This is a genomic window from Isoptericola sp. Y541, from assembly GCF_059445465.1.
The window spans coordinates 301,064-323,778 of the sequence record NZ_JCAIUJ010000003.1; the positions used below are offsets into that span (position 1 = coordinate 301,064).

The following is a 22,715-nucleotide window of genomic DNA, read 5'->3' on the forward strand; positions in this document are numbered from 1 at the left end:
GCCCACCCCGGGCTCAGTCGCCGCGCTTGCGGCGCGGCTGGGCCCGGTTGCCCTGGTGCTGACCCGGGATGAGCTGGGCGGAGCCGGTCGCGTACGCCTCGACCTCGGCCTCGTGCCCGCCCTCGGCGACCATCCCGGCCCGGCCCTCGAGCACCGACTTCGTGTGCGCGGCGATCTTTGGCTCGCGCTCACGCAGCGCGACGTCGAGCGGCGTCGCCAGGAAGAGCGAGGAGACCGCGCCGACGGCGATGCCGACGGAGAGCGACAGCGACAGGTCGCGGAGCGTGCCGGCCCCCAGGAGGAACGCCCCCACGAAGAGGATGCTCGCCACCGGCAGCAGCGCCACCACGGACGTGTTGATCGATCGCACCAGCGTCTGGTTGACCGCCAGGTTCGCCCGCTCCGCATAGGTGCTGCGGGTCTGCGTGAGCACGTCGGCCGTGTTCTCGCGCACCTTGTCGAAGACGACCATCTTGTCGTACAGCGAGAAGCCCAGGATGGTCAGGAAGCCGATGATCGTGGACGGCGTGACCTCCCAGCCGATGGCCGCGTACACGCCGGCCGAGATGAGCAGGTCGGCGAGCATCGCGACGATCGCGGCGACCGACATTCGCCAGGCGCGGAAGTACACGGCCATGAAGAGCGCCGCCGCCACCACGAACACCACGGTGCCCCAGAGCGCCCGCATGGAGACGCCGGCGCCCCAGGTCGGGCCGACGAACGACGTGCCCACCGCGGACTCGTCGACGCCGTACGCCTCGGCGAGACCCGTGACGAGCGCGGCCTCCTGCTCGTCGGTCACCTGCTCGGTCTGCACCCGCACGGCCGACCCGCCGACGACGGCGACCCGCGGCTCGTCGTCGGACAGCACCTCGTGCACGACGTCGATCGCCGGCTGCTGCTCGGTCGACGCCACGTCGTTGACCGTGAGCTCGGTGCCCCCACGGAAGTCGATGCCCAGCGCAAGCCCCTGGATCGCGATCACCGCGATCGACACCAGGGCGAGGATCCCCGAGATCGTGAACCAGCGCCGACGGCGCTGCACGATCGGGTAGGACCGACGGCCCGTGTACAGGTCGTTGCCCCACTGGGCGAAGTTCATGCCGGCCATCAGCGGCTCTCCTCGTTCTCGCCGGTCGCCGAGGGCGACGTGCCGTCCTCAGGACCCGCTTGGCTGCCGGGATTGCCGCCGGGATCCGTCCCCGACTCGGCCGCCCGGCGTTCCGCCGCGCGCCGCTCCGCGATCGTCAGCCGCCGGCCCGAGGCATCCGTGGCGGGCGCCGCGGCCACCCGGGCGCCGCTGCGCGCGGGCTCCCGCTCAGGCTCCGTGCCCTCGACCGCCGGGGCCTCGGCCACCGCGGACCCAGAGGCCTCGTCCGGCGTCGCCGCCGTGTCCCTCGCGGCGGGCTCCGCCGCGCGGACGCGTCCCGCACCCACGTACCGCGGCCCGGAGCCGACGCGCAGCCGCTCGGCAGACAGGCCCGACCATCGGTGGCCGTCGCGGAAGAACGGGATCTTGGTGAGGACCTCCATCATCGGGTGCGTGAACCAGAAGACGACCGCCACGTCGATGATCGTCGTCAGACCCAGCGTGAAGGCGAAGCCCTGCACGCCGCCGACGGCGAGGAAGTACAGGATGACCGCGGAGATCAGGTTGACGGCCTTGGCGGCGAGCACCGTGCGCCGCGCGCGGGCCCAGCCCCGCTCCACGGCGTAGGACAGAGTTCTCCCGTCGCGTATCTCGTCACGGATGCGTTCGAAGTACACGATGAACGAGTCCGCCGTGAACCCGATCGCGACGATCAGGCCGGCCACGCCCGCGAGCGAGAGCCGATAGCCCATCCCCCAGGACAGCAGGGCGATCGAGAGGTACGTGATCGCGCCGGCGACCACCAGCGACGCCACCGTGAGCAGACCGAGCGTGCGGTACTGCATCAGCGAGTACACGACCACCAGCGCGAGGCCGATGAGGCCGGCGATCAGGCCGTTGCGCAGCTGCTCGGAGCCGAGGGTCGCGGAGATCTCCTCCTGGCTCTGCACGTCGAACTGGATCGGCAGCGCGCCGAAGCTCAGCTGGTTGGCCAGCGTCGCGGCCGTCTCGCGCGTGAAGCTGCCCGAGATCTGCGCCTGCCCGTCGGCGATCGGCGTGCTCACCGACGGGGCGGAGACGACGAGCCCGTCGAGCACGATGGCGAACTGGTTGCGGGGCTCCTCGAGGGTCGAGATCCGCGTGGTGGTCTCACGGAACTCCTTGGCGCCCTCGCCGTCGAAGTCGAGGAAGACGCCCCACTCGTTGGTGGTGGTGCCGTTCGGCCCGGGCACGAGGCCGGAGCTCGCGGAGGAGATGTGTGTGCCGTCGACCTCCATCGGGCCGAGGATGTACTTCACCGCCCCGTCCTCGCCGCAGGTGACCAGCACCGAGTCCGGGTCGTCCCCGCCGCCGCCCTTGAGGTTCGCGGGGTCGGTGCAGTCGAGCGCCTCGAACTGCTCCTGCACCTCGGGCGTGATCTGTGCGAGATCGCTCGGGTCGGCGGCCGCGGCGTCGTCGCCCTCGGTGGTCGTCGGCGACGGCTCCGGCTCCTCGGCCGCGTCCCCGCCCGACGTCGCCGTCGCGGTCGGCGCTTCCGTCGGGTCGGTGTCGGCCGGCAACGAGAGCGGCGCGCCGGCACCCTTGCCGTTCGGGCTCGTGTCCGCGGCGTCGTCGCCCGCGGCGTCGTCGCCCGCGGCGTCGTCGCCCGCAGCGTCGTCGCCCGCAGCGTCGTCGCCCGCGGCGTCGTCGCCTGCAGCGTCCTCGCTCGGCGACGGGCTGGCCGACGGGTCCTCGCTGGGCTCCTGGATCGGGGTGCCGGCCGCATAGGTCAGCACGGGGCGGAAGCGCATCTGGGCCGGCTGCGAGACGAGGTCGATGGTCTCCTGCGACACCTCGCCGGGGATGCCGACGACGATGTTGCCCGAGCCCTGGCTCGTGATCTCGGCTTCGCTGACGCCCGAGGAGTCGATGCGCTGCCGGATGACGTTGATCGACTCCTGCACGGTCTCCGACGTCACGTCGGAGCCGTCCGTGGACACCGGCGTCAGGACGATCTGCGTGCCGCCCTGCAGGTCGAGCGCCAAGCCCGGGGCAAAGCTCGCGCCGTCGGGGTCGTCAGCCGTCTTGGGGCTGAAGAAGACGCCGGAACCGAGCGCGATGAAGGGCAGGACGATCGTCAGGATCGTGAAGACCACGAGGGTGCGTGCCGGACGCGACCGCTTCGTGCGTGAGTTCGCCAACTTCTGTCTCTTCCCGTCTGCGCGCCGGTGGGTCGACGCGTGATGGCGCCGGCCGGGATCACCCCGACCGGCGCGGTGTCAGTCGAGCGGGCGCGAGCGCCCGCCGTCGCGTGTCACTGCTACTTGTTGCCGGTCTCGCCCTCGTCGCGACGCTGCTGGTCCCGGTACTCCCGCTGCGCGGTGTCCAGGCTCGACAGGTCGTCGGGGACGTCGACGTGATCGGCGCCGGAGGTGATCGTACCGGTCTCGGCGTCGTCGCTTGTGACGTCCGTCTCGTCAGCGGCGTCAACGGCGTCGTCCACCGGCGTGTCGACACGCTTGGCGATCGCGGCACGCAGCCAGCGGGACCGGTTGCCAGGCGTGGACTCGATGGTGACGGTGTCGTTCGCCTCGTCGATCTCCACGACCGTGCCGAACTGGCCCGAGCCGGTCATGACCTCCTGGCCCGGCGCGAGCTGCGACCGGAACTCGGCCTGCTGCTTCTGCTGCTTGCGCGTCCGCGAGCTCATGAAGAACATGAGGCCCGCGAGGACCACGAAGAGGATGATGAGTTCCACGGAGCGTCCTTGTCTGTCACTGCCCGCCCATGGCGGGCGTCTGGGGCGCGCCGGTCGACGCGCCATGCGCAGGGGTCTGCGCACACGGGACCAACGAGCATGGCGCCCGTCGAGTTCCACACACCGACCGTCGATGGTCGGTGCCTCACCCAGTCTAGGCGGTCGACGGCCACCCGCCGACGCGCGGCCCCGGTTTAGTCCGCCGGGTCGGCCCGGCCGCCCGCCCGGCCGCCCGCCCGGCCGCCCGCCCGGCCGCCCTCGGTGTCGTCGAAGTGCGTGCCCGACACGGCCGCGCCCCAGGCGCCGGGCGGGGGCGTGAGGCCGAGGTGCTCCCACGCGGCGGGTGTCGCGACCCGGCCGCGCGGAGTCCGGCCCAGGAGGCCCTCACGCACCAGGTACGGCTCGGCGACGGTCTCCACCGTGTCCGGCTCCTCCCCGACCGTCATCGCCAGCGTGCCCAGGCCCACCGGGCCGCCGCCGAACCGGCGGCACACGGCGTCCAGGACGGAGCGGTCGAGCCGGTCCAGGCCGATCAGGTCGACCTCGTAGACCTCGAGCGCGGCGCGTGCCGCCCGGAGGTCCAGGCCGCCGTCCCCGCGCACCTGGGCCCAGTCGCGCACCCGGCGCAGCAGCCGGTTCGCGACGCGGGGCGTACCGCGCGAGCGACCGGCGATCTCGTGCGCCGCGGCGTGCTGGATGTCGACGCCCATCAACCCTGCCGAGCGGATGATGACGCGCTCGAGCTCGGCCGCGTCGTAAAAGTCCAGGTGGCCGGTGAAGCCGAAGCGGTCGCGCAGCGGCGCGGGCAGCAGGCCCGACCGGGTCGTGGCGCCCACCACGGTGAACGGCGGCAGCGCCAGCGGGATCGCGCTGGCCCCGGCGCCCTTGCCGACCACCACGTCGACCCGGAAGTCCTCCATCGCCACGTACAGCAGCTCCTCGGCGGGCCGGGCAAGGCGGTGGATCTCGTCGATGAACAGCACCTCGCCCTCCTCGAGCGAGGACAGCACCGCGGCCAGGTCGCCCGCGTGCTGGATCGCCGGGCCGCTGGTGACCCGCATCGGCGTGCCGAGCTCGGCGGCGATGATCATGGCGAGCGTCGTCTTGCCGAGCCCCGGTGGCCCGGAGAGGAGCACGTGGTCGGGTGCGGCGTCCCGGGCCAGTGCCGCCTGCAGCACCAGGGAGAGCTGATCGCGCACCACCCGTTGGCCGACGAACTCGTCGAGCTTCTTGGGCCGCAGCGCCGCCTCGGCGGCCCGCTCGACGTCGTCGGCCGACGAGGTGACGAGCCGCTCGCCGCCGTATTCGGGTTCGAGCGGCTCAGCCACGGCGGCCACCGAGCGACTGCAGGGCCGCCCGCAGCGTCGCCGCCACGTCGACCGGGCCCTCGTCGTCCTGCTCCGCGAGCACCCGGTCGACCGTGTCCTGGGCCACCTTGGCGGCCCATCCCAGGCCCACCAACGCCTCGACCACCTGGTCCCGCGCAGTGTCTCCCCCGCCCACGGGCGCGACGTCGGCCACCGCGCCGGCGGCACCACTGGGCGCGCCCAACTTGCCGGTCAGCTCGAGCACGAGGCGCTGGGCGCTCTTGGGGCCGACGCCGGGGATCCGGCGCAGCGCCGCCAGGTCCTCCGACGCGACGGCCCGGCGCAGGGCGTCGGGGGTCAGCACGGCGAGCATCGCCAGGGCGATCCGCGGCCCGACGCCCGAGACCGACTGCGCGGTCTCGAAGACCTCGCGCTCGTCGGCGTCCGCGAACCCGAACACCGTCATCGAGTCCTCGCGGACCACGAGCGTCGTGTGCAGCTGCGCACGCTCACCCGGGCGCAACCCGGCGAGCGTGCCCGGGGTGGCGTGCACGAGGTAGCCCACCCCGCCCACGTCGAGCACGGCCCGCTCCAGCGTCACGTGCGTGACCGTGCCGGTCAGGGAGGCGATCACCGTTGTCCTTTCGTCGAGCAGGGCCGTCCGTCGAACACCCGTACGAGGCGCCACTGTAACAACCGGCGCCGACGCCCCCACCCACGACACGAGTGCCGGCCCGCCATCGACGGGAGCGCCGCGGTCAGCGCGGGGTGCGGGACGGCGCCCCGCGGTGGGAGCCCTTGCGGGCCGTCTGCTCGGCCGCCGCCCACGCGCGCTGCGCGGGGGTGAGCTCGTGCCGCTCCCCGCCCTGCAGGGCTCCTGCCGGCCGCCACAGGTGCGTGACGGCGAGGGCGAGCGCGTCGGCGGCGTCGGCCGGTCGCGGCAGCTCGTCCAGGCCCAGGATGCGCGCGATCATGCGCTGCACCTGCTCCTTGCCCGCCCGGCCGGAGCCGGTCACCGCGGCCTTGACCTCGCTCGGGGTGTGCATCGCCACCGGGATGCCGCGCCGTGCGGCCGCGACCATCGCCAGCCCCGCCACCTGGGCCGTGCCCATGACCGTGCCGAGGTTGTGCTGGGCGAAGACCCGCTCGACCGCGACGACATCGGGCACATGCCGGTCCAGCCACTCCTCGAGCCCGGACGCGACGTGCAGCAGCCGCAGGTCGACGCTCGAGGCCGGGTCGCTGCCCACGACGCCCACGTCGACGAGCCGCGCCCGCCGCCCCGGCAGCGAGTCGACGACACCGACACCGCACCGGGTCAGCCCCGGATCCACCCCCAGCACGCGCACGTCGTCACCTTCTCACGCAGGTCGCCGAGGTAGTCCCAGATTCGCCGAGGTAGTTCGAAATTCCGCGAGATAGTTCGATCCTCGGCGAGGTAGTGCGCCATCTTGCGGTCTGCGAACTACCTCGCGGAATTTCGAACTACCTCGGCGAATCAGGGACTACCTCGCCGCGGGGGCGGCGGGGTGGGGGGTGGGGGACGTGTCGGGAGTGGTCAGTCCTCTTCGTCGAGCGCCGCCATGACCTCGTCGGAGGCGTCGAAGTTGGCGTAGACGTTCTGCACGTCGTCGCTGTCCTCGAGCGCGTCGATGAGGCGCAGGATCTTGCGCGCGCCCTCGACGTCGACCTCGACCTCCATGGACGGGTGCCACACGGAGTCGGCGGAGTCGTACTCGATGCCCGCCTCCTGGATCGCGGTGCGCACGGCAACGAGGTCGGTGGCCTCGCAGAGGACCTCGATGAACTCGCCCTCGTCGCTGACGTCCTCGGCGCCGGCATCGAGCGCCGCGAGCATGACGTCGTCCTCGGTGACGCCCTCGGCCTTGGGCACGACGACAAGACCCTTGCGGGAGAACAGGTACGACACCGAGCCCGGCTCGGCGAGGTTGCCGCCGTTGCGGCTGAACGCGAGGCGCACCTCGGAGGCGGCACGGTTCTTGTTGTCGGTGAGGCACTCGACGAGGACGGCGATGCCGTTCGCCCCGTAGCCCTCGTACATGATCGTCTGGTAGTCGACGGCGTCGGCGCCCTCGCCGGAGCCGCGCTTGAGCGCGCGCTCGATGTTGTCGTTCGGGACCGACGACTTCTTGGCCTTCTGGACGGCGTCGAACAGCGTGGGGTTGCCCGCCAGGTCACCGCCCCCGGTGCGCGCGGCGACCTCGATGTTCTTGATCAGCTTCGCGAAGAGCTTGCCGCGCTTGGCGTCGATCGCAGCCTTCTTGTGCTTGGTCGTGGCCCACTTGGAGTGACCTGACATGCGCTCCCTAACTCCTTCGCGATGCTTGGACGAGCCGGACGAACAGCCCGTGCACCCGCGCATCCCCCGTGATCTCCGGGTGGAAGGCGGTGGCGAGCAGCCGTTCCTGACGTGCTGCGACGATCTTACCGGCGGCCGCGCCCACCGTGGAGCCGTCCGCCCAACGGTCGGGCATCCGGGCCAGCACCTCGACGTCGGGGCCGGCCGACTCGACCCAGGGCGCCCGGATGAACGCGGTGCGCACAGGGACGCCGTCCGGCACGTCGGAGATGCCCGAGACCTGCAGGTCCGCCTCGAACGAGTCGACCTGCCGGCCGAAGGCGTTGCGTCGCACCACGACGTCCATGCCGCCGAGGGTGCGCTGGTCGGCGGTGCCGCCCTCGATGCGGTCCGCGAGCAGGATCATTCCCGCGCACGACCCGAAGACGGGCAGCCCCTGCCCGATCGCGCGGCGCAGGGGGTCGGCGAGCTCGAACAGCCGCAGCAGCTTGTCGATGGTGGTCGACTCCCCGCCGGGTAGCACGAGCCCGTCGACGGCCTCGAGCTCGGCGGGGCGGCGCACTCGGACGGCCCGGGCCCCGGCGGACTCGAGGGCGGAGGCGTGCTCGCGCACGTCGCCCTGCAGGGCGAGCACCCCGATCGTGGGTGCGCTCACCAGCGATCCTCCGGGATCTCGACCTGCGGTTCCTGAGCCTGTCGAAGGGCGACCGGCGAGGTGGGCTCGTCGTCGTACTGCGTGCCCAGGTGGCGCACCGTGCCGTCCCAGCCGCGGGCGAGGGCGTCGACGACGTCCGGCAGCACGGTCGGGAAGACCTCGCGTGTCTCGGCGCGCAGCTCCGCGGTCGTGAGCCAGCGCATCTCGTCCAGGACGTCGCGCTCCACCGGTGTCCACCCGGCGTCGGTCGGCTCGTGGCCGCCGTCGACCCGCGCGACGAAGAAGACCTCGTCCTGACGGCAGGTCTCGGCGAAGAACCGGAAGATCCCCGCGCGGGTGGCCACCGGGCCCACCAGGTCGTCGGGGGTGAGCTCCAGGCCGGCCTCCTCGCGCACCTCGCGCAGCGCGGCCTCGACCTCGCTCTCGCCCGGGTCGATCCCGCCGCCGACGGTGAACCACCACGACCGCTCGGGTTGGTCAGCGTCGTGCCCGCGCACCAGCAGCACGCGGTCCGCCTCGTCGAGCAGGATCACGCGGGCCGCACGACGGTGCTTGAGGCCGTCCGGCCCGGTGACCCAGTCGTCGCCGAGGGGCGGCGTCACCAGCCCCGCTCCGCCAGGCGCACGGGCGCCGGCTCGGCCTCGACGTCGATGCCGTGGTTCACGACTGACGGGGAACGTGCATCCATGGTGCCCATGCTAGCCAAGGGCACGGCCCCGCCCAGAACCTGTCGCCCAGACGCTCGGCAAGCCGTCACCGCGACGGATGAGATCAGGGCAGCCCCGCTCACTGGCGAGGTTTTACTCGTTTGGTCGGGAGGGCGGTGAGTGGGTCTTCCGGCCACGGATGGCGCGGGTAGCGGGCCCGCAGGTCGGCTCGGACCTGGGGATAGCCCCGCTTCCAGAAGGAGGCGAGATCGCTCGTGATCGCGACCGGACGTCGTGCGGGCGACAGCAGGTGCAGAACGACCGGGACACGACGGTCCGCGACGGCTGGAGTCGCAGTCCAGCCGAATACCTCCTGCAGCTTCACTGCGAGGACCGGCGACTCGGCGCCGTCGTAAGCGAGTCGAACCTCGGAGCCCGACGGGACCTGGAGCCGTTCCGGTGCTAGCTCACCGAACCGGGCTGCCGCGGGCCATGGCAGTAGTCGCCGGAGGGCCGAAGCCACGTCGATGTGGGCAAGATCGCGCGAGCCTCGCACCGAGGCGAGCTCGGTACCCAGCCATTCGTCAAGATCGGCCAGCAGCGCTTCGTCGTCGACCGCAGGCCACGGGGCGCCGAGGCGGGCGTGGCAGAACGCGAGCCGCTCCCGCAGGGCGAGTGCGGCCTCTGACCAGCGCAGTACGGACAGACCGCTGCGCCGGATACCGTCGCGGACGGCCGCTTGGACGAGCAGCCGGTCGGGTTTTGCCAGCGGGACGTCGCCCAGCACGATCGCGCCGAGCGCCTCGACACGCCGCGTCACGATCCGGCCGTCGTCCCAACGGATCTGGTCGGTGGTCGAGACGAGGTCGCCTGCGATGTCTCGCGCGGTCTGCTCATCGATCGGCGCCGCGGAACGGATCCGGGCGTCGGCGCGACCGGGTGCCCGGTCAGCGACCGCGATCGCCAGCCAGGTCGTGGTCCGCAACGGCGACTGCAGATCCAGCGCTGCACCCGTACCACCAGACATCTGATACGTCGCCGAGTCGATCCCCCGGGCCCGCGCGATCCGATCCGGATACGCCAACCCCGCCACGATCCCCACCGCGAGATCGTCCGGTACTCCGTGCGTCCCCCGACCAGCCCGCCCACCCGACGGGTCGCCGGTCGGCGCGCCTCGGCCGAGGCGCTTCGTCTCTTCTCGCCAGCGGGCCGTCGCTCCGCGGTCCTCACCACGGCGAAGGGCTCGCCAGCGGGCCGGTAGATCATCGCCGAAGTTGCGGCCCGAGTCGTCCGAGAGCATGGCGACGATCTCGCGTGCCCGGTCGGCGCCGACCCGCGGCGCCCCGTCCAGCAACGCACGAGCAAGGCGAGGATGCGCCCCGATCGCCCTCATCCGCCGGCCCCGCTCGGTGATCCGGCCACCGTCGTCAAGGGCATCGATGCGGCGCAGCAATTCGGTGGCCGCCGTCATCGCCACGACCGGCGGCGCCTCGAGCAAGGTCAGACCGGCACCGGCCGGCGCACCCCACGCCGCGAGGTCGAGGGCGAAGGCTGCCAGATCGGCGATCGCGATCTCCGGCGCCGCATGATCGTCGAGACGCACGTGGTCGGTGGCGGACCAGCACCGATAGACCCGGCCAGGCGCCTCCCGCCCGGCGCGACCCGCTCGTTGGTCGGCCGACGACCTCGAGACCCGGCAGGTGACCAACGTACCGAGGCCACGGGACTGATCGGTCCGCGGCTCCCGGGCAAGACCCGCGTCGACCACGACCCTGACCCCGGGCACGGTCAGCGAGCTCTCCGCGACCGACGTCGTGACCACGATCCGACGAGTGGCGGACGGCGCCAACGCGCGGTCCTGTTCAGCCCTGGACTGGCGGCCGAACAACGGTAGGACATTCTGGCCGGCCAACCGACGAGTCACAGCGTTGATCTCGGCCTCCCCCGGGACGAACACGAGGATGTCGCCGTCGTTCTCGGTCAGTGCGCGCTGGACGACGGTCGCGACGTGATCCAGCAGGCGCGGGTCGACCCGCCCACCGGGAAGCAGCGGCGCGGGGACCGGTGGTGGGGCCCACTCGATCGCCACGTCGAACAGCGCAGCAGACGCGGTGATCACGGGCGCCGGTACGTCAGTGCCCAGCGCGCGGCTCAGCCGGACCGTGTCCGCGGTGGCCGAGGTCGCGACGATCGCCAGGTCTTCTCGAAGGTTCGCCCGGATGTCGACGCAGAGCGCGAGCAGCAGATCGGCATCGAGGTGCCGCTCGTGGCACTCGTCGATCACGATCGCGGCGACACCCGGCAGCTCCGGGTCCTGCTGCAGACGCCGTACGAGGAGCCCTGTAGTCACGACCTCGACACGGAGTCCCTTGCCGCCGCTGCGTTCACCGCGCATCGCGTAGCCGATCTGCCGGCCGAGCGGTTCGCCGACCAGCATCGCCAGCCGGGTCGCGGCCGCGCGGGTCGCCATCCGTCGCGGCTCGGCGACGATGATCGTGCCCCCGAGCGCGTCGGCCAGCGCGAGCGGCAACAGCGAGGTCTTCCCCGATCCGGGCGGCGCGACCAGCACCGCGGTGCCGCGCGACCGCACCGCGTCGACCGTGGCAGGCAGAACCGCCCGGACCGGCAGGTCCGCCCCCGGCACCGAAACTTCAGGTAGCAGCACGCCCCGACGCTAACCGACCTGCAAGAATGCATTGTCGTGAACCATCTGCTGGACCTCGGGTCCCGGAAGTTCTGGCGACTGGCCGGCAAGCCTGTCGACCTTGCAACGCATCACTCCTGGTTGCGCGCCCCGATGAGTCGTTCCTCCACGGTCGGGGACGGCTGGCTCGCCGCCGAGGCCGCGCACCACGGCGGCACGGTCGACGACGATGCCGCGACCACGGATGCTTCAGCAGGCCCAGCACCCGGTCTGCTTCCGGCGATGACGATCCTCGACGGTCCTGGGTTCGACGCCTCCCGACTGGATCCGCGGATCCGCGACTTCTACGAGCACACCGCCTCCTGGCAGATGGAGGTGTGGACCGGATGGTCACCGCTGTTCTGGCCTGCGGGTGAGCTGATCGCTCGGGTGTTCAGCCGCCGGGTTGAGCAGCTATCTCTCCCGATGCGCCCGCTCGACGTCGCGTACGGGATGGACAGCCGGGTCCGCGTGATCCGCGACCGGGACGGCGAGCAGGTGGGTGCCGCGTGGCTGCGAACGCTCCGGCCGTCGAGCCGCTACGTGTTCAGCGGCTGCTATTCGGTACGGCTGCTTCCCGGCGCGGCGCGGCCGAGCGTCCACGTCACGTTCCCGCTCGAGTCCGGCAACGTCCAGGTGTTCCTGCGCCCGGTCATCAATGACGGGGGCGGGCTCGTCCTGGAGTCACCCCCAGGACGGTTCGGTCAGGACGGCGCGTACGTCGTCGTCCACGACGGCGGACGGGACTTCGCGGCACGCGTCCCGCTCCACGAGACCTTCCGGCTCTACCGCGACCCTTACGGGGTGCTCCGTACTGACCACGAGCTACGGATGTGGCGCACCTGGATGATGCGTCTGCACTACAAGATGGAGCACGCCCGATGATCCACACCTTTCACCTCGCCGAGATCCCGGCCGCCGTGACGGCACGCGCGCTGCTGCGACCGCCGTCGGGCACCACCACGCCAGGGCTGGACCACGCCGAGTGCCTGGCCCTCATGCGCCTGGGGTCGCCCACCGTCTCCCCGGACCGACTGCAGCTACGACGGATCGCGGTCTTCGCACAGTGGCGCGATGAGGACGCCGTTGACCGCTTCCTGTCCGACGACGGCCTCGGCCGCCACCTGGCGACCGGCTGGCACGTCCGACTGGAGTACCTGCGCCGCTGGTCCCGGCTGGCGGCCCTGCCCGGTCTGCCCGCCCGGGCAGGCGGTTGGGACCAGGACGAGCCAGTGGTCGCGGTCACCGTCGCGCGGATGCGTCTGCTCGAGGTGCCCCGGTTCCTGCGGTGGGGCAGACCCGTCGAACGTCAGGTGCGCGACCACCCGGGCACCACGCTCGCCCTGGCCGCCTTCCGACCGCCGCACACCATCTCCACGTTCTCCGTGTGGCGCACCGTGCGCGAGATGGAGGAGATGGTGCACGGGCGCTCCGGCGTTCCCACTGACCGGCGGCACGCGGACGCCATGGTCGAACGTCGGCGTCGCGACTTCCACCACGAATTCGCGACGTTCCGCTTCCGCCCGCTCTCGGAGCACGGCACCTGGGAGGGACGGACCGGGATGGTCCCGCAGAGCTGATCATGGCGGCTCGACGGTCTCGCGGGCACCGGCGCGGTTCAGACCAGGCCTGCGTCGCGGATCCGCAGTGCGATGGTCACGCGGCCGTCACACCGCGTATCACCTGGGGCGCGTGCCCCGAGCGGGCCGAGGGCACCAGTCGCGGCCCCCGGCTCACCTGCGGAACCGTGGAGGTTCCGCTCGACTACGGGGACCCCGGTGGCGAGAAGATCGAGGTGGCCGTCTCGAAACTGCCGGCGGCAAGGTCGACCCACGAAGGTCGGGGCCGACGCGAAGGACAACTGGGGCAAGGCCATGTCGGAACGCTTCCCCGACGCGGCAAAGGTCGCCGCAGCACAGCACGCCACGCTCGGGCTGGGCGGCACCGTCGACGAGGTGACCCAGAACTACCTCGCGCTCGCCGACCGCCTCGACCGCACCCCCGCGCCCCCGCGCCCCCGCGCCCCCGCGCCCCCGCGCCCCCGCGCCCCCGCGCCCCCGCGCCCCCGCGCCCGACGGCACGCTCGCCGAGGCGGACGGCCAGGTGCTGCAGCAGGTGTTCGCCGCGCCGCCGCCGACCCCTGGCGTGCCGGCCGACAGCCAGGCCACCATGTTCCTGGCACTGACCTGTGGTGACGCGCAGTGTCGCTGGCGGTGGGTGTCGCGAGTTCCATACCGAGTACGGGCTCGTGGCGAGCGGGGCTACCCTACGGCGTGCCAACGAACGCGGCGATCGACCCGGACGAGCTTGCCACCACCCTTCGGGTGCTGGGCCGGCTCAAGGACCTCGACCCCAACCATCCCGACGTCCAGACGGTCAAACGGGCGACCGGTTACATGTGGAAGCTGCTCAAGAAGTCCCGTAAGGCGGCGGTCCGCGAGGAGCGTCAGGCGCACGACCGGAGCGTCATCGAGCAGACGGCGACAGGTTCGGCGGCGCGGATCGACGACGAGACCGCCGGCATCCCGCTGGTCTCGACCGCGCCGGGGGCGTTCGCCGGCGAGCTGCGCACCGCCCGCGGCTGCTACATCTGCAAGACGGACTACACGCTGGTCGACTCGTTCTACCACTGGCTGTGCCCGGCCTGTGCCGCGAAGAGCCACACGCGGCGCGACCAGCGCACGGACCTGACCGGGCGCCGTGCCTTGCTCACCGGGGGCCGGGCGAAGATCGGAATGTACATCGCGCTGCGACTGCTGCGCGACGGCGCTCACCTCACCATCACCACCCGCTTCCCGAAAGACGCGGTGCGCCGCTTCTCGGCGATGCCCGACGCCGCCGACTGGCTGCACCGGCTCAAGATCGTCGGTATCGACCTGCGTGACCCCACCCAGGTGATCGCCCTGGCCGACGACGTCGCCGCGGCGGGCCCGCTCGACATCCTGGTCAACAACGCCTGCCAGACGGTCCGCCGGACCCCCGGGGCCTACTCGCAGCTCGTCGCGGGCGAGTCGTCACCGGTCGCCCCGCTTCCCTATGGGCTGGAGCCGCCGGGGATGGTCACGTTCGATCACGTCTCGGAGGCGCACCCCGCTGCGATCGCAGGGGCGCTGACCGCCTTGTCGGTCGCCCACCGCGAGGGGCAGTCGCAGGACGACGCCGTCGCGATGCACACCGCGGCGTCCCTGACGGCGCTGGCGCTTCGGGCGGGCTCGGCCTCCCTGGACGCCCACCTGGCCGGCACGGCCGTCGACGCCGGCGGGCTTCTCCCCGACCTGCAGACGACCAACTCGTGGACCCAGGTCGTGGACGAGGTCGACCCGCTGGAGCTCCTGGAGGTCCAGCTCTGCAACGCGATCGCGCCGTTCCTGCTCATCTCCCGGCTGCGGCCCGCGATGCGGGCCGCGACGTCCATGGCGCGACGCGGGTACGTCGTCAACGTCTCGGCGATGGAGGGGCAGTTCTCCCGCCGTTACAAGTCCGCGGGACACCCGCACACCAACATGGCCAAGGCCGCCCTGAACATGCTGACCCGGACGTCCGCAGCGGAGATGTTCGAGACGGACCGGGTCCTGATGACCGCGGTGGACACCGGGTGGATCACGGACGAGCGCCCGCACCAGGAGAAGCTGCGGATCGCCGCCGAGGGCTGGCATGCGCCCCTCGACCTGGTCGACGGCGCCGCCCGCGTCTATGACCCGATCGTCCAGGGCGAGGCAGGGACCGACCTGTACGGCTGCTTCCTCAAGGACTACGAGCCGTCGCCCTGGTAGTTGAAAGGGCGGACGCCGGGCGCCTTCGCTCCCCGGCGTCCGTCCTGGTCAGGCAGGTGTTACCAGCCGCGCTCGGCCAGCCGGTGCGGCTCCGGGATCTCGTCGACGTTGATCCCCACCATCGCCTCGCCCAGGCCGCGGGAGACCCTCGCGAGGACGTCGGGGTCGTCGTGGAACGTGGTGGCCTGGACGATCGCCTTGGCGCGCGCCACGGGGTCCCCGGACTTGAAGATGCCCGAGCCCACGAACACGCCCTCGGCGCCGAGCTGCATCATCATCGCGGCGTCGGCCGGGGTGGCGATGCCGCCCGCGGTGAACAGCACGACGGGCAGCTTGCCGGCCCGGGCCACCTCGGCCACGAGCTCGTACGGGGCCTGCAGCTCCTTGGCCGCCACGAACAGCTCGTCCGTCGGCAGCGACGACAGGCGGCGGATCTCGCCGCGGATCTGGCGCATGTGCGTCGTGGCGTTCGAGACGTCGCCCGTGCCGGCCTCGCCCTTGGAGCGGATCATGGCGGCGCCCTCGGTGATACGGCGCAGCGCCTCCCCGAGGTTCGTGGCACCGCACACGAAGGGCACGGTGAACTGCCACTTGTCGATGTGGTTCGCGTAGTCGGCCGGGGTGAGCACCTCGGACTCGTCCACGTAGTCGACTCCGAGGGACTGCAGCACCTGCGCCTCGACGAAGTGCCCGATGCGGGCCTTGGCCATGACCGGGATCGAGACCGCGTCGATGATCCCGTCGACCATGTCCGGGTCGCTCATGCGCGCGACGCCACCCTGGACACGGATGTCGGCGGGCACACGCTCGAGCGCCATGACCGCGACCGCCCCGGCGTCCTCGGCGATCTTCGCCTGCTCGGGGGTGACGACGTCCATGATGACGCCGCCCTTGAGCATCTCGGCCATGCCTCGCTTGACGCGGGCGGTACCCACCTCGCCCGCGGTGATGACGGCGTCCGTGCCGGTGGTCTCGCTCAACTCGGGCCTCGCTCGTGTCGGAGTCGGAGGCGTGACCGCTGTCACGCCACCTCTCATCTTACGGTCGTCAGTGCCCGGTGAGACCCGCCGGCATCTGGTCGTCGAGCTCGACCGTCCGCGGCAGCGCGGCGTGCCCGCTCAGGCGCAGGAGACGCACGTACCAGGTGCGCCGGGCCCGGCGCGCCTGGGCCACCGCCTGGTTGTGGAACCGCCGCGCGAGCTGGGCCCTGTACCACGCCGCGGCCAGCTGCCCCACGAGCTCGTCGCCCGGCGCGGACTCGCGCAGGGACCGGAGGAACTCCTCGTCGCCGAGCGCCGAGCGCAGCGTCGACGACAGCTCGCTCTCGGCGCGCTCGCGCTCGGGGCTGAGGCCGTCGAGCGCCAGCTCGCCCCCGGGAGGGGCGGGCGGACCGGCGTCCTCGACGACGGCGAAAGCGGCGTCGGCGACGAGCACTGCGCCCGCCGGGTCGAGCAGGCCGGAGGACGCCAGGTCGATCGCGGCGCCTGCGCGGCGCGCGAGCTGCGCGTACAGCGCGATGCGCGAGGCGATGACCTTGCGGTGCAGCCGGTCGAGGCGCGACGCCGAGATCCAGGCCAGCCACACCACGATCGCCGCGACGACGAGGACGACGAGGGCGAGCTCCGACCAGGTCATACGCCCTCACCTCCCGCTGCGCGGCGGCCGCGCAGCCAGCCGACCGCGCCCTCGGCCCGCGCCACCGCCTCGGGGGCGTCGAGCGCGTCGCCCGCGGCGACCGCCATCTCGTACACCGCGAGCACCTGCTCGGTGACCGTCGACCAGTCGAACCTCCGGACGAACGCCGTCGCGCGGTCCCGCCGCTCTCCGGTGCCGTCGGGGTCACCGAGGGCCGCGAGGATCGCGTCGGCCAGGTCCCGCGGCTCACCGGTACGGAACAGCCTGCCGGCCGCGCCCTCGTCGAGCACGCGGCGGAAGGCCCCGAGGTCGCTGGCCACCACGGCGGTCCCGGCGCTCATCGCCTCGACCAGCACGATGCCGAAGCTCTCGCCGCCGGTCTGCGGGGCGATGTACAGGTCTGCCGACGCCAGCAGCGATGCCTTGTCCCCGTCGCTCACGCCCCCGAGGAACTCGAAGGACGACGCGTGCGCGCCGAGCGTCTCGATCGCCGCGTCCCGACCTGCGTCGCCGCGCCCGGCGACCAGGAACCGCGCCCCCGGGATCTGCTCCAGGACGTGCGGCACGGCCGCGGCGAGCACCTCCAGGCCCTTGCGGGGCTCGTCCAGCCGGCCGAGGAACGCGATCGTCGGCGCCTCGAGCGTGCCGCGCCACCGTTCGGCCTTCGCGCCCGCGGCGAACGTGTCGACGTAGACCCCGTTCGGGATGACGACGGCGTCGCCGCCCACGTGGTCGACCAGCGTGCGTCGCGCGTCCTCCGACACGGCGATGCGCGCCGCGATCTTCTCCAGCGACTGGCGCAGCACCGGGAACGCGACCTGGAGCGCCCGGGAGCGCACCTGGGAGGTATGGAACGTCGCCACGACCGGCCCCTCCGCCACCCAGAGGGCGAGCATGGACAGGCTGGGCACCATCGGTTCGTGCAGGTGCATCACGTCGAAGCGGCCGGCCTCGACCCACCGCCGGACCCGCGACGCGGCGCGCGGGCCGAAGGCAAGCCGCGCGACGGAACCGTTGTAGCGGACCGGCACCGCCCGGCCCGCGGCGGTCACGACCTCCGGCACCAGGGTCTCCTCGTCGGCCGGCGCGAGCACCGAGACCTCGTGGCCGGCGCGTTGCAGCGCCTGCGCCAGGTCGCGCACATGGAACTGCACGCCGCCGGGGGCGTCGAACGAGTACGGGCACACGATCCCCACCCGCAACCGTCGAGCGGCCCCGCCCGTGCCGTCCCGCTGAGCGTGTTCCGCCCTGTCGGCCTGCGCGGCGCTCATCCCTCGCCCGCCTCGGCCTTGGTGCGGGCGTACCGGTCCGGGTCGAGGTCGTCGACGAAGACACGCTGCAGCATGTGCCAGTCCTGCGTGGACTCCTGCAGGGTGCGGGCGACCACGTCCACCCAGCTCTGGGTCATCCGCGCCACGCGCTCCTGGCGGCGGATGCCCGAGTCGTCAGGCACCGGGACCGCCGGGTAGAACCGGATCACGATGCCCCACACGGTCCCGGCGGCCCGCCGGCGCTCGCCCGACAGACGCTCGTACGTGATGTCGGCCGGGACGAGCGGCACCTTGGCCGCCAGCGCGAGGGCCGCGGGACCGGCGGCGACGCGGGCCCGGTGGCCGCACAGGTCCACCTCGACGCCCGTCGCGGTGAGGTCGCGGTCGGCCAGCAGCGGCACGAGGTACCCGCCGCGCGCGGCCCCGCGCACCAGGTTGCGGAACACGCTCGGCTCGCCGAGCGGCAGCACCTCGATGCCGATGGACCGCCGGAACTCGACGAACTCGACGAACAGCTCCTCCGGCTTCAGGCGCTCGGCGACGCTGAGGACCGGCGCGATGCGCGGCGTCGCGTACGCGCCCGCGAGGTCCCAGTTGCCCAGGTGTGCGAGCGCCAGGGAGACGCCCTGGCCGTCGCCGACCGGTCCCGCCACGTTCTCGTAGCCCTCGACCCGGACGCGGGCCGCGATCTGCTCGGGCGTGGACCCCTGCAGGGTGAACGCCTCGCGGAAGTACCGCATGTACGAGCGCATGCCCGCGCGGGTCAGGCGCCGCAGCTCGGGCGCGTCGAGGTCCGGACGCACCCGCGCGTAGTTCGCCTCCATGCGGCGCACGCCCTCGGTGCGCCGCAGCCACGTGAGGTCAGCGATCGCCGTGAACGCGGCGCGCAGCACCGGCTCCGGGATCTTCGGGGCGTGCCGCCACGCGAACGTGTACAGCCGGGCGACGTCGAACCGCATCAGGCCTCCGGGTCGGTGCTGTCGGGACTGCTGTCGGGACCGCTGCCGGGACTGCTGCCGGTCAGGTCGGTGGTGCCCGGCGCGCCTGCCGTGGCGAGCTGTCGGCGGACCGTCGCCATCCGCTGCACCACGGTGACGAGGCTCGCGACGGCGAGCAGGGTGAGCGCGGCCTCGGTCACGACGACAGGGAGGCCGACCTGCGTGAACGCGACCGCTGCCAGGGCCACGAGGAGCCGGTCGCTGCGCTCGGCGATCCCGACGGCAGCCGACGCACCGACGCTCTCGGCCCGCGCCCGCGCGTACGGGACGACGGACCCGAGCACCAGGCAGGCCAGCGACGCCGCGATGCCCCACATGGAATAGGGGACGTCGGGGTGCAGCACGAACCAGAGGGTGATGCCGGCGAAGACCGCGCCGTCGGAGACGCGATCGAGCGTCGAGTCGAGGAAGGCGCCCCACGGGCCCGACCGCCCGGACAGGCGCGCCATGACGCCGTCGAGCGAGTCGGCCAGGGCGAACAGCCCGATGAGAACGCCGCCGAGGAGCAGGTGGCCGGCCGGCAGCAGGGTGAGGGCGAGGACGACGACCACGACTGTCCCCGCGATCGTCACGGCGTCCGGCGTCACGCCCCATCGGAGCAGCAGCCGCGCCGGCGGGGTGAAGAAGCGCTGCATCGCCGCGCGCAGGCCTCTCAGCATCAGCGCTCTCCCCCGGTTGACGGCTCGGTTGACGGCTCGGTTGACGGCTCGGTTGACGGCTCGGTTGACGGCTCGGTTGACGGCTCGGTTGACGGGCCGGCCGAGTGCTCGTCGGAGGGCCACGCGGCCGCCAGGCGGGCGCGCGTGTCGGCCAGCAGCTCGGGCAGCGCCTTGGTCTGGCCCACGACGGGCAGGAAGTTCGCGTCGCCGAGCCACCGCGGCACCACGTGCTGGTGCAGGTGGGCCGCGATCCCCGCGCCGGCGACCTCGCCCTGGTTCATGCCGAGGTTGAAGCCCGCCGGGGCGTAGACCGCGCGCAGCGTCTGCACCGCCGTCTGCGTCATGGCCGCGAGCTCGGCCGTCTCGGTGAGCGTCAGGTCCGTGTAGTCGGACACGTGCCGGTACGGCAGCACCATGAGGTGCCCCGAGTTGTACGGGTACAGGTTGAGCACCGCGTAGCACTCGTGCCCGCGGGCGACGACGAGCCCGGACTCGTCGTCACCCGCCGGGATGCGGCAGAACGGGCACTGCGCCACCGAGCCGTCCGCCGGCTTGTCCTGCCCGCCGATGTAGACCATGCGGTGCGGCGTCCACAGCCGCTGCAGCCCGTCCTCGGGCGGGCCGAAGTCGCCCGCCGGCGCCGTCGCGCTCTCCCCCGTCATGTGCCGGCCCTGCTCAGACCTGGACGCGGTCGCGCACGGCCGCCACGATGCGCTCGACCGCGTCCGCCACCGGCACGCCGTTCTCCTGGCTGCCGTCGCGGAACCGGAACGACACCGCGCCGGCCTCGACGTCCTCCCCGCCCGCGATGAGCACGAAGGGCACCTTCTCCTTGGACGCGTTGCGGATCTTCTTGCCGAACCGGTCGTCCGACAGGTCCAGCTCGGCGCGGATCCCGCGGGCCTTGAGCTGGGCGACGACCTCCTTGAGGTAGTCGTCGAACGCCTCGGCCACCGGGACTGCGAGCACCTGGACGGGCGCCAGCCAGGCCGGGAAGAGCCCCGCGTAGTGCTCGATGAGCACGCCCATGAACCGCTCGATCGAGCCGAACTTGGCCGAGTGGATCATCACCGGCTGCTGCTTGGTGCCGTCCGCCGCCGTGTACTCCAGGCCGAAGCCCTTCGGCTGGTTGAAGTCGTACTGCACGGTGCCCATCTGCCAGGTGCGGCCGATCGCGTCCTTGACCTGGACGGAGATCTTGGGACCGTAGAAGGCGGCGCCGCCCGGGTCGGCCACCAGCTCCAGGCCTGACTCGACCGCGACCTTCTCCAGCACCGCGGTGGCCTTGGCCCAGTCCTCGTCGGTGCCGACGAACTTGTCGGGCGTGGAGTCGTCCCGCGTCGACAGCTCCAGGTAGAAGTCGTCGAGGCCGAAGTCCCTGAGCACCGACAGCATGAAGTTCAGCAGGTGCTTGACCTCGTCGGGTGCCTGCTCGGGCGTGACGTAGGAGTGCGAGTCGTCCTGGGTCAGGCCGCGCACGCGCGTCAGGCCCTGGACCACGCCGGACTTCTCGTACCGGTACACCGTGCCGAACTCGAACAGCCGGATCGGCAGCTCGCGGTACGAGCGCCCTCGGCTGGAGAAGATCAGGTTGTGCATCGGGCAGTTCATCGCCTTGAGGCGGTAGCGCCCATGGTCGCCGACCTCCTCGAGGTCGAGCGCCGGGAACATCGTGTCCGCGTAGTACGGCAGGTGACCCGAGGTGTAGAAGAGCTCTTCCTTGGTGATGTGCGGGGTGCCGACGTAGGAGAAACCCTCCTCGATGTGGCGCTGGCGGACGTAGTCCTCCATGACCCGCTTGATCACGCCGCCCTTGGGGTGGAACAGGGGCAGGGCCGAGCCGACCTGGTCGTTGAACGAGAACAGGTCCATCTCGGCGCCGATGCGGCGGTGGTCGCGACGCTCGGCCTCGGCCAGGCGCTCCAGGTACGCCTTGAGCTCGTCCTTCGACGGCCAGGCGGTGCCGTAGATGCGCTGCAGCTGCGGGTTCTTCTCCGACCCGCGCCAGTAGGCGGCGGCCGAGCGCATGAGCTGCACGCCCTGGCCGATGAGCTTGGTGGAGGGCAGGTGGGGGCCGCGGCACAGGTCCTTCCAGGCCACGGTCTCGCTCTCGCGGCCGGCGCCGCGCACGTTGTCGTAGATGGTCAGCTCGCCGCCGCCGACCTCGACGGAGACGCCGGCGTCGTCCCCCTCGGCCGGCGTCGTCCCGCCCTTGAGCCCGATGAGCTCGAGCTTGTACGGCTCGTCGGCGAGCTCGGCGCGCGCCTCGTCCTCCGTCACGACGCGGCGGCGGAAGGTCTGGCCCTCCCGGATGATCCGGGTCATCGCCTTGTCGAGGGCCTTGAGGTCCTCGGGCGTGAACGGGGTCTCGACGTCGAAGTCGTAGTAGAAGCCGTCCGTGACGGGCGGGCCGATGCCGAGCTTGGCGTCCGGGTTGACCTGCTGGACGGCCTGGGCGAGCACGTGCGCGGCGCTGTGGCGCAGCACGGCGAGCCCGTCGGGCGAGTCGATCGTGACCGGCTCCACCACGGTCCCGGCCGCGAGGTCGGTGGCCAGGTCGAGCAAGGTGCCGTCCACCCGCATGACGACGACGTCGCGGCGGTCCGCGAAGAGCTCGGTGCCCGTCGTCGACGTCTGCACCGTCACCGTGTCCGTGTCCTGCGCCGGGTCCTGCGCGTGATCGGGGGTCGGTGGCATCGGCGAGGCGACGTCGGACACGGAGGTGCTCCTTGTTGGTCGGGACCGGCGCGCGGTGCGCGGCGGCGGGTCGAACGACGACCGGCCGGCGCGCAGCGCTCGCCGGGCACGATCGAGGGGCGCCACCCTCGGGCAGCGCCCCTCGATCGTACTCATCCGCACCGGCCACCACGACGAGGCTCTCCGCCCGTGGGCGGCCGGGCCGTGGTCCGGTGTTCCCCCTTTCCGTCAGCCGGTCCCCCG

The 22,715-nt window shown here is 72.4% G+C and carries 20 protein-coding genes; 3 read left to right on the top strand and 17 right to left on the bottom strand.

Going from position 1 to position 22,715, the window contains the following annotated elements; translation table 11 throughout:
• Positions 1-13 precede the first annotated feature (13 nt).
• From secF to hrpB, 10 genes are all read right to left on the bottom strand, one after another.
• Positions 14-1,111: a protein translocase subunit SecF gene (gene secF / locus AC1C2V_RS09830; protein ID WP_495389411.1), complete on the bottom strand. Its 1,098-nt coding sequence runs from the start codon at positions 1,109-1,111 to the stop codon at positions 14-16.
• Positions 1,111-3,270 carry a protein translocase subunit SecD gene (secD, locus tag AC1C2V_RS09835; protein ID WP_495389412.1) on the bottom strand — a complete coding sequence of 720 codons (2,160 nt, stop codon included), beginning with the start codon at positions 3,268-3,270 and terminating at the stop codon, positions 1,111-1,113. Before secD ends, secF begins: the two co-directional genes overlap by 1 nt.
• A gap of 119 nt (positions 3,271-3,389) precedes the next feature.
• Positions 3,390-3,827, bottom strand: a complete 438-nt coding sequence (gene yajC, locus AC1C2V_RS09840) for a preprotein translocase subunit YajC (protein WP_495389413.1) — start codon at positions 3,825-3,827, stop codon at positions 3,390-3,392.
• A 194-nt stretch (positions 3,828-4,021) separates the two neighbouring features.
• On the bottom strand, positions 4,022-5,155 hold the full coding sequence (gene ruvB, locus AC1C2V_RS09845; protein ID WP_495389414.1) for a Holliday junction branch migration DNA helicase RuvB: 1,134 nt from the start codon (positions 5,153-5,155) through the stop codon (positions 4,022-4,024).
• A complete protein-coding gene (gene ruvA, locus AC1C2V_RS09850; RefSeq protein WP_495389415.1) occupies positions 5,148-5,768 on the bottom strand; it encodes a Holliday junction branch migration protein RuvA in 621 nt (206 codons plus the stop codon). The genes ruvB and ruvA overlap by 8 nt, the downstream gene beginning before the upstream one ends.
• A gap of 124 nt (positions 5,769-5,892) precedes the next feature.
• Positions 5,893-6,483: a crossover junction endodeoxyribonuclease RuvC gene (gene ruvC / locus AC1C2V_RS09855; RefSeq protein WP_495389416.1), complete on the bottom strand. Its 591-nt coding sequence runs from the start codon at positions 6,481-6,483 to the stop codon at positions 5,893-5,895.
• Between the two features lie 209 nt (positions 6,484-6,692).
• Positions 6,693-7,454 (bottom strand): YebC/PmpR family DNA-binding transcriptional regulator, encoded by a 762-nt coding sequence (locus tag AC1C2V_RS09860; RefSeq protein ID WP_495389417.1) that lies wholly within the window; start codon positions 7,452-7,454, stop codon positions 6,693-6,695.
• A 7-nt stretch (positions 7,455-7,461) separates the two neighbouring features.
• Entirely contained in the window at positions 7,462-8,109 is a 648-nt protein-coding gene (gene pdxT, locus AC1C2V_RS09865; protein WP_495389418.1) for a pyridoxal 5'-phosphate synthase glutaminase subunit PdxT, read from the bottom strand.
• A complete protein-coding gene (locus AC1C2V_RS09870) occupies positions 8,106-8,711 on the bottom strand; it encodes an NUDIX hydrolase (protein WP_495389419.1) in 606 nt (201 codons plus the stop codon). Before AC1C2V_RS09870 ends, pdxT begins: the two co-directional genes overlap by 4 nt.
• A 184-nt stretch (positions 8,712-8,895) precedes the next feature.
• The gene (hrpB, locus tag AC1C2V_RS09875; RefSeq protein WP_495389420.1) at positions 8,896-11,421 is read right to left on the bottom strand and encodes an ATP-dependent helicase HrpB; all 2,526 of its coding nucleotides are present in this window, start codon (positions 11,419-11,421) and stop codon (positions 8,896-8,898) included.
• Between the two features lie 36 nt (positions 11,422-11,457).
• On the opposite strand from hrpB, the gene AC1C2V_RS09880 reads away from it, so the two are divergent.
• The 3 genes from AC1C2V_RS09880 (at position 11,458) to AC1C2V_RS09890 (ending at position 15,212) form a co-directional block, all read left to right on the top strand.
• A complete protein-coding gene (locus AC1C2V_RS09880; protein WP_495389421.1) occupies positions 11,458-12,324 on the top strand; it encodes a hypothetical protein in 867 nt (288 codons plus the stop codon).
• On the top strand, positions 12,321-13,019 hold the full coding sequence (locus AC1C2V_RS09885) for a hypothetical protein (RefSeq protein WP_495389422.1): 699 nt from the start codon (positions 12,321-12,323) through the stop codon (positions 13,017-13,019). The genes AC1C2V_RS09880 and AC1C2V_RS09885 overlap by 4 nt, the downstream gene beginning before the upstream one ends.
• A 693-nt stretch (positions 13,020-13,712) precedes the next feature.
• Positions 13,713-15,212: an SDR family NAD(P)-dependent oxidoreductase gene (locus AC1C2V_RS09890; RefSeq protein ID WP_495389423.1), complete on the top strand. Its 1,500-nt coding sequence runs from the start codon at positions 13,713-13,715 to the stop codon at positions 15,210-15,212.
• Between the two features lie 59 nt (positions 15,213-15,271).
• On the opposite strand, the gene pdxS is transcribed toward AC1C2V_RS09890, so the two are convergent.
• The 7 genes from pdxS to thrS form a co-directional block, all read right to left on the bottom strand.
• Positions 15,272-16,249 carry a pyridoxal 5'-phosphate synthase lyase subunit PdxS gene (gene pdxS, locus AC1C2V_RS09895; protein WP_495389424.1) on the bottom strand — a complete coding sequence of 326 codons (978 nt, stop codon included), beginning with the start codon at positions 16,247-16,249 and terminating at the stop codon, positions 15,272-15,274.
• A 10-nt stretch (positions 16,250-16,259) separates the two neighbouring features.
• Positions 16,260-16,847, bottom strand: coding sequence for a hypothetical protein (locus AC1C2V_RS09900; protein WP_495389425.1), 588 nt, complete (start codon positions 16,845-16,847; stop codon positions 16,260-16,262).
• Positions 16,844-18,049 (bottom strand): glycosyltransferase family 4 protein, encoded by a 1,206-nt coding sequence (locus AC1C2V_RS09905; RefSeq protein WP_495389504.1) that lies wholly within the window; start codon positions 18,047-18,049, stop codon positions 16,844-16,846. The genes AC1C2V_RS09900 and AC1C2V_RS09905 overlap by 4 nt, the downstream gene beginning before the upstream one ends.
• 65 nt (positions 18,050-18,114) lie before the next feature.
• Positions 18,115-19,077, bottom strand: coding sequence for a phosphatidylinositol mannoside acyltransferase (locus AC1C2V_RS09910; RefSeq protein ID WP_495389426.1), 963 nt, complete (start codon positions 19,075-19,077; stop codon positions 18,115-18,117).
• Positions 19,077-19,775, bottom strand: coding sequence for a phosphatidylinositol phosphate synthase (gene pgsA, locus AC1C2V_RS09915; protein ID WP_495389427.1), 699 nt, complete (start codon positions 19,773-19,775; stop codon positions 19,077-19,079). Before pgsA ends, AC1C2V_RS09910 begins: the two co-directional genes overlap by 1 nt.
• On the bottom strand, positions 19,775-20,437 hold the full coding sequence (locus AC1C2V_RS09920; RefSeq protein ID WP_495389428.1) for an HIT family protein: 663 nt from the start codon (positions 20,435-20,437) through the stop codon (positions 19,775-19,777). Before AC1C2V_RS09920 ends, pgsA begins: the two co-directional genes overlap by 1 nt.
• Positions 20,438-20,450: 13 nt before the next feature.
• Positions 20,451-22,493, bottom strand: a complete 2,043-nt coding sequence (thrS, locus tag AC1C2V_RS09925; protein WP_495389429.1) for a threonine--tRNA ligase — start codon at positions 22,491-22,493, stop codon at positions 20,451-20,453.
• Positions 22,494-22,715: the final 222 nt, after the last annotated feature.

What these genes read in the sequence shown, in the direction of transcription:
- AC1C2V_RS09860 (WP_495389417.1), bottom strand. Translation starts at nt 7,454, where the DNA reads ATGTCAGGTCACTCCAAGTGGGCCACGACCAAGCACAAGAAGGCTGCG.
- AC1C2V_RS09885 (WP_495389422.1), top strand. Translation starts at nt 12,321, where the DNA reads ATGATCCACACCTTTCACCTCGCCGAGATCCCGGCCGCCGTGACGGCA.
- secF (WP_495389411.1), bottom strand. Translation starts at nt 1,111, where the DNA reads ATGGCCGGCATGAACTTCGCCCAGTGGGGCAACGACCTGTACACGGGC.
- AC1C2V_RS09920 (WP_495389428.1), bottom strand. Translation starts at nt 20,437, where the DNA reads ATGACGGGGGAGAGCGCGACGGCGCCGGCGGGCGACTTCGGCCCGCCC.
- AC1C2V_RS09910 (WP_495389426.1), bottom strand. Translation starts at nt 19,077, where the DNA reads ATGCGGTTCGACGTCGCCCGGCTGTACACGTTCGCGTGGCGGCACGCC.
- AC1C2V_RS09900 (WP_495389425.1), bottom strand. Translation starts at nt 16,847, where the DNA reads ATGACCTGGTCGGAGCTCGCCCTCGTCGTCCTCGTCGTCGCGGCGATC.
- pdxS (WP_495389424.1), bottom strand. Translation starts at nt 16,249, where the DNA reads ATGAGAGGTGGCGTGACAGCGGTCACGCCTCCGACTCCGACACGAGCG.
- pgsA (WP_495389427.1), bottom strand. Translation starts at nt 19,775, where the DNA reads ATGCTGAGAGGCCTGCGCGCGGCGATGCAGCGCTTCTTCACCCCGCCG.